Annotated in this window: 5 protein-coding genes and 2 tRNA genes; 6 read left to right on the forward strand and 1 reads right to left on the reverse strand. The window is 34.5% G+C overall.

The genetic code is table 11. From position 1 onward, the window contains the following. Positions 1-31: 31 nt before the first annotated feature. The gene (trxB, locus tag B2145_RS12985) at positions 32-979 is read right to left on the reverse strand and encodes a thioredoxin-disulfide reductase (RefSeq protein WP_291102978.1); all 948 of its coding nucleotides are present in this window, start codon (positions 977-979) and stop codon (positions 32-34) included. 235 nt (positions 980-1,214) lie between these two features. Between trxB and B2145_RS12990 the strand changes: the two genes are divergently transcribed. From B2145_RS12990 to B2145_RS13015, 6 genes are all read left to right on the forward strand, one after another. Continuing rightward, the gene (locus tag B2145_RS12990; protein ID WP_291102982.1) at positions 1,215-1,457 is read left to right on the forward strand and encodes a GIY-YIG nuclease family protein; all 243 of its coding nucleotides are present in this window, start codon (positions 1,215-1,217) and stop codon (positions 1,455-1,457) included. 3 nt (positions 1,458-1,460) lie between these two features. After that, positions 1,461-1,535 (forward strand) — tRNA-Pro (locus tag B2145_RS12995). Between the two features lie 165 nt (positions 1,536-1,700). Next, positions 1,701-1,764 (forward strand) — tRNA-OTHER (locus B2145_RS13000). 111 nt (positions 1,765-1,875) lie between these two features. Then, positions 1,876-2,340, forward strand: coding sequence for a hypothetical protein (locus B2145_RS13005; RefSeq protein ID WP_291102984.1), 465 nt, complete (start codon positions 1,876-1,878; stop codon positions 2,338-2,340). A gap of 340 nt (positions 2,341-2,680) precedes the next feature. Continuing rightward, positions 2,681-3,241: a helix-turn-helix domain-containing protein gene (locus B2145_RS13010; protein ID WP_291102991.1), complete on the forward strand. Its 561-nt coding sequence runs from the start codon at positions 2,681-2,683 to the stop codon at positions 3,239-3,241. A gap of 17 nt (positions 3,242-3,258) precedes the next feature. Further along, positions 3,259-4,838: CHASE3 domain-containing protein (locus B2145_RS13015; RefSeq protein ID WP_291102987.1), on the forward strand; the 1,580-nt coding region annotated here is incomplete at its 3' end.

Consider the following 4,838-nt stretch of genomic DNA (forward strand, 5'->3'; position numbering starts at 1 on the left):
GAGACTTTTTTGTTTATGATTATCCAATAGATTATTCTTTTGAAGCCAAATATCTTTCGGCATCCAAAGCCGCCATACAGCCCGTTCCCGCAGCAGTAATCGCTTGACGATACACGTGATCCGCAGCATCACCGGCTACAAAAACGCCAGCAACATTGGTTTTTGAAGTTCCAGGAATATTAAGAATGTAACCCGTTTCATCAAGAGTAAGATACTCACTGAAAATTTCGGTATTGGGTTTATGACCAATGGCAGCAAAGAAACCTGTGGCAGGAATGTCAAAAACGTCACCTGTTGTTTTGTTTTTAGCTTTCACGCCAGTAACCACCTGACCGTCTCCCAAAACCTCAACCGTATCGTGATTCATTAAAATAGTAATGTTCTCTGTTTTGCGAACACGGTCTTCCATAATTTTTGAAGCTCTAAACTTTTCGCTGCGCACCAACATCGTGACTTTGGAACACATTTTAGACAAATAATGAGCTTCTTCACAAGCAGAATCTCCCGCTCCAACGATTACCACTTCTTGGTTTCGATAGAAAAATCCGTCGCATATAGCACATGCCGAAACACCTCCACCCATTTTCAAGTAATGCTGTTCAGATGGCAATCCTAAATATTTAGCCGATGCTCCAGTCGAAATAATTACGGTTTCGCAATGCAATTCAATGCTATCATTGATCCAAACTTTATGGACGTCACCGCTAAAATCAACCTTTGTTGCCCATCCATCACGAACATCAGTACCAAAACGTTGAGCTTGATCCTGCAATCCAACCATCATTTCAGGACCTGTTATTCCTTTTGGATTGCCAGGGAAATTTTCCACTTCATTTGTTGTAGTTAATTGACCGCCAGGTTGCATTCCTTGGTAAAGAACCGGATTCATATTGGCTCTTGCAGCATAAATAGCAGCAGTATAACCCGCTGGACCAGAACCTATAATTAGACATTTTATTTTTTCGATTGTAGTAGACATAATAAATTATTTTATACATTTTTGTAATTACAAATGTATGTTTTTTATTAAAAATTTTGGGTCAAAAAACCATCACTTTTAACTATTTAAAAATAATAGCATTCAATTTAATATTATCGCTTGCAAAACTCGAAATTAGTTTTATCTTTGCATCCGCTTACGGGGTGTAGCGTAGCTCGGTTATCGTGTCACGCATTGCGTGAAGACCACAATAAAAAACCTTAATAGTTTAAATATGTACATCGTATATATTTTGTTTAGTAAAAGTTCTTTAAAATATTATACTGGTCAAACTGATAATCTTGAAAACAGATTACAAAGACATAATTCAGGATTGAGTTTGTCAACTAAATCAGGTAAACCATGGGAATTGATTTACCAAATTCAATTTTCAACACGTTCAGAAGCAATGCTTTTAGAACAAAAAATAAAAAAAAGAGGAGCCAGAAGACATCTTGAAGATGTTGGTTTCTTATAAATTCGGGGTGTAGCGTAGCTCGGTTATCGCGCCTGCTTTGGGAGCAGGAGGCCGCAGGTTCGAATCCTGCCACCCCGACGAAAAGCTGAACAGAAATGTTCGGCTTTTTTTATTTACAAAATTAAATGGAAGTGATTCGGTTATAGCGTCCCGCAATGGTGGGAAGGCCGCAGGTTCGAATCCTGCCTCCCCGACGAAATGCTGAACAGAAATGTTCGGCTTTTTTTGTTTACAAAATTAAATGGAAGCAATTCGGTTATAGCGTCCCGCAATGGCGGGAAGGCCGCAGGTTCGAATCCTGCCTCCCCGACAAATTTGTTGCCAAACTTTATCAAAAGCCTGTAAATTGTATGATTTACAGGCTTTTTTGTATTTTTGCAATTCTATGAATAAGTTATTTCAAATTAAACGACCTACTATGAAAAATATAATTCTTGTTTTAAGTGTACTTTTACTGATAGGTTGCAAATCAAAACCCACTTTTGAAAAACCTGTCGAAATTAAATACGTAAAACTTTCTATTATTGAAGTCGATGAAAATCAAAAGAAAAAAGCCTATGATTTAGGTAAAAGAACTTTAATGATTTGCAACACTTCAAAGTTTATCCCATTTAATGAAAACGAGGCAACACAATCCGTAATTCAAAATACAACTCTGGAAAAACATTCTAAAATATGTTTGAAATTCCGAGCAAGATATGGTCATTTTATAGACCTCAAATTGATCGAAACAATTAAAAACATTACTGAAAACGAAATTATTTTTCGATATAAAGCAATATATGAGCATTCAAATGCCAACAAAGAACTTCGTGTAACGCTCAATGAGGAAAACAAGATTTCTTCATTGAAAACTATGGAATGGGTGGATTCATTCAAGTAATGAGTAACCCCCCTCTTTTTACTATTTCATAGATTGTTTAAAAGACTATCTATTTCAACTTATATTCTTTAGAATCAACACAAAATCTATTTGTTGCCCTTTTATTCGTAACTTTCAAAAAAATCTAAGAATTCATTTAGGTTTATGTGCTTTAGAATAGTATAAATTTAACTCCTTCTTTTTTTTTTAGATATTCTCATCATTCAAATCACATTCAAATCAAAAATGTGTGAATTATATAACTTTTTGCCAAAGTTGTATAAGCCTTTTCAAAAATAATAGCTAGACTTTTACATAATCTGTTTAAAACCAAAATAGTTTGAAATTATATATAAAATACATGGTCAGCAACCGTTGCAAAATGGTGGTGAAAGAAGAGTTAAGAAACCTTGGTCTGCATTTCATCGTTGTTGATTTGGGCGAAGTTGAGATTATGGAAAATATTTCGATGGAGCAACGCGAACTTCTTAAAGCCAACTTGCATAATTCAGGTCTTGAATTAATGGATGACAAGAAGGCAATGCTGATTGAAAAAATTAAAAATGTAATAATCGAAATGGTGCATCACTCCGATGAAATTATCAAAGTGAACTTTTCTGATTATTTAAGCGAAAAAATAAACCACGATTATACGTATTTGTCGAATTTATTTTCGGAAGTACAAGGGACTACAATCGAGCAATTTATCATCTCCCATAAAATTGAACGTATTAAAGAATTGATTATTTATGGCGAACTCAATATTACCGAAATTGCCTGGAAAATGGGCTACAGCAGTGTGGCACATTTATCAAGCCAGTTCAAGAAAGTAACGGGGCTCTCCCCTTCTCATTTTAAACAATTGAAAGACAAAAGAAGAAGTCCAATTGAAGAAATTGGTAATGTTAATGATATAAATTAAAATTTTACAAAAGGGTTATGAAATTATTATTCGAAAAAAGAATACAACTCTTCTATTTCTTTGTAGTTGCTTTGTCACTCTCTTTATTATTGATTTTCTATTATAATAGTCTAAAAGTAAAATCGACAAGCAATTCAATAGAGCATACACAGAACGTGATCCGCATAAGCGATAATATCCTTTTGGACATTCTTGACATTGAAACTATTGCAAGGGGTTATATAATAACTGGGAATGATGATTTTTTAGAACCTTTTAATACCGCAATAAATACAATGAACAAGAACTTGGCGGCGTTGTCGGTTCTCACTAGAGACAACCCTAACCAGCAAGTCCGTATCGATTCGTTGAAAGTAAAGTCTGCCGAAAAATTGATTTTAATTAAAAAAACAATTGAAGACAGGAAGCAAAACGGACTGACGGAAATTGAAAAAATGCAAATCCTCAAAGAAGGAAAAATCGCTACCGAAAAAATAAAAAGTTTATTAACTGATATTAATTCGTCCGAGTTTAAACTACTTAAACAAAGAAAAATAGAAAAGGAAAAAAGCGATACTTATTCTCAATTTCTGTTTTTTGTGCTTCTTATTTTCATCATTGTGATTTTTACTCTTGTTTATATAATTGTAAAAAATTTAAAAATCAGAAATAATCAATTAGAAACATTTACTGCCGACCAGAAATTAGCCTCTCAATATTCGCTAAGTCTCATAGAAGCAAGTCTTGACCCATTAGTTACCATCAGCACTGAAGGTAAGATCACAGATATGAATCAGGCATTTGTAAATATTACAGGTATTGAACGAAAAAAACTTGTTGGTTCTGATTTCTTCGAATATTTTACAGAACCACAAATGGCTCGGGAAGTGTATCAAGAAGTTTTCGCCAAAGGTTCCGTTGCCGATTCTCCTCTTACCCTTCGGCATAAAGAAGGAAAACTCACCGATGTTTTATTCAACGGATCCGTTTATAAAGATGATATTGGCAATATTTTGGGAGTAGTAATCGTAGCCAGAGATATCGCCGAACAAAAATGGGCATTAGATTTACGAATCGCCAACAAAGAATTGGCTTTTCAAAACGAAGAAAAAGAAAAACGTGCAAATGAATTAAGCATTGCTAACGAAGAACTTGCCTACCAAAATAAAGAAAGGGAAAATCGAGCAAATGAACTTGCTATTGCTAATGAAGAATTAGCTTTTCAAAACAGGGTAAAAGAAAAACGTGCCGCTGAATTAGTCATTGCCAACAAAGAATTGGCATATCAAAATGACGAGAAAGAAAATCGAGCGGCAGAATTAGTCATTGCCAACAAAGAACTGGAATATCAAAATAAGGTTAAAGAAAAACGCGCAGCGGCATTAATCATTGCTAACAAGGAATTGGCGTATCAAAATAATGAGAAAGAAAAACGGGCGGCAGAGTTGGTTATTGCTAATAAGGAATTGGCATTTCAAAATGATGAAAAAGAAAAACGCGCAGCAGAATTAGCTATTGCCAATAAAGAATTGGAGTTTCAAAATGATGAAAAAGAAAAACGCGCAGCAGAATTAGTTATTGCCAACAAAGAACTCCATTTTCAAAACGATGAAAAAGA

The organism is Flavobacterium sp. UBA5153, from assembly GCA_002413745.1.
Taxonomy (GTDB): Bacteria; Bacteroidota; Bacteroidia; order Flavobacteriales; family Flavobacteriaceae; genus Flavobacterium.